We start from the raw sequence: 1,685 nt of genomic DNA, 5'->3' as shown, positions 1-1,685 counted from the left end.
AGAGGGGGGGACAAGGGTTACAGAAAACGACGATGGCGTTAAAATAGATGGAAAAAATAGAGGATAAAAACTATGGACGGGATGACCTTTTTTCAGAAAAGTGCGGGACAGTGGAAATCTCAGCGCACCACCCATCATTTACCCTTTCGACGCGCAGAAACCGGCGATTCCGAGATTTATGTGGAAGCTTTAAGCGCCGATAACCCGAAAATTATCGCTATCTGTGAAATGCACGAAGTCGATCCCGCCAAGGCTGTGGGGGGGGCGTTTGTCAGTTGGGATGGTTCGATGCAGTGGGACAAAGAAAACGAAAATCATCAAGGAACCACCGTTTTTGCGCTAATTCCCGATGAAGATAATCCCCAAGCGGGTGTTCTCCTGCGGGAGCGAGGTTATGCGGAAATCATTCCCGTGGCGGGCCGTTATCACATTGATGAACAGGAAGGTTTAGTCTTAATTACAGAATACGAAACTATGACCTCGATCGAGCGTTTTTGGTTTGCCGATACCGATTTACGTCTCCGCACTAGCACAGTTCAACGTTTTGGCGGTTTTAATACGGCCACTTTTTGTGCTGAATCCCGCAATCAGTCATCGGAGTCAGTCTCTAGTGATTCCCCCGAACCTTCATCCTATTCGATTAGTGGCTGGTAAATTCAGTTATCAGTTATCAGTTATCAGTTATCAGTCATCAGCTTTTTTCTCCCCTCTCCCTGCTCCGGCGCTCCCCAACACCCCGGATGGTAAGCAAGTTTTCTTAACAATTGTAAGAATTTTTAATATTTCTTTTCTAGTTGGCACTTACTCCCTTATCATTAGGAGGAAAGTTTTTTAAGCATTTCTAAGGATACGGAGGTTTACCCTTGGCCATTCCTCTTTTAAATTACGCCCCCAAGTCCCAAAACGTGCGGGTAGCTGGTTATGATGTCGGTGGAGACGAAAAACCGAAAGTTTACACGACGGAAAATGTCCTCTCCCCTACCGACCTGGACGATTTAATCGAAGCCGCTTACCGTCAGATTTTCTTCCATGCCTTCAAATGGGATCGGGAACCCTTCCTCGAATCCCAATTACGCAATGGACAATTATCGGTGCGGGATTTCATTCGTGGTTTGCTGTTATCGAAAACCTTCTATAACAGCTTCTACGAGAAAAACAGCAACTATCGCTTTGTCGAACAGGTAGTACAAAGAGTCCTCGGTCGCGATGTCTATAGCGAAAGAGAAAAAATTGCTTGGTCGATTGTCGTTGCCACCAAAGGCATTCAAGGTTTTGTTGATCAACTTCTCAACAGTGACGAGTATCTGCAAAGCTTTGGTTATGATACCGTTCCCTACCAACGTCGTCGCACCCTGGCCAGCCGCGAAATCGGTGAACGTCCATTCAACATCACCTCGCCTCGCTACGATGGCTACTATCGTGGTATTTTGGGCTTCCCCCAAATCGTTTGGCAGAATGCTGTCCGTCGCTATGTTCCCCAAGAGCAAAAACCCAAAGCCGGCGATCCTTCCAGCTTCTTGGCTATGGCCCGGGGTCTCGGTAGCGCCAAAGGCAATCCTGTACCAAGAGTCTCCGCTATGAATATTAACATCGAGGCTTCTGTACCCCGTCGTTAATTTTTAGCTAAACCTGCCGGGGAGAGTCCCTAATTGGCAGAATGACCCCCGAACCATAATCAGGTTATT

General features: G+C 47.2%; 2 protein-coding genes. Both read left to right on the top strand.

Features of this window, described 5'->3' with window-relative positions; translation table 11 throughout:
* Positions 1-72: 72 nt before the first annotated feature.
* Complete coding sequence (locus tag PX636_RS10095) at positions 73-654, top strand: phycobiliprotein lyase (RefSeq protein WP_002760475.1); 582 nt, start codon at positions 73-75, stop codon at positions 652-654.
* A gap of 209 nt (positions 655-863) precedes the next feature.
* Positions 864-1,616: a phycobilisome rod-core linker polypeptide gene (locus tag PX636_RS10090; protein ID WP_002744197.1), complete on the top strand. Its 753-nt coding sequence runs from the start codon at positions 864-866 to the stop codon at positions 1,614-1,616.
* Positions 1,617-1,685 lie beyond the last annotated feature (69 nt).

The organism is Microcystis sp. M53598_WE2, from assembly GCF_030067735.1.
Classification (GTDB): Bacteria; Cyanobacteriota; Cyanobacteriia; order Cyanobacteriales; family Microcystaceae; genus Microcystis; species Microcystis aeruginosa.
Note: the sequence above shows the minus strand (reverse complement) of the source record. Positions and strands in the feature narration are given on the sequence as shown.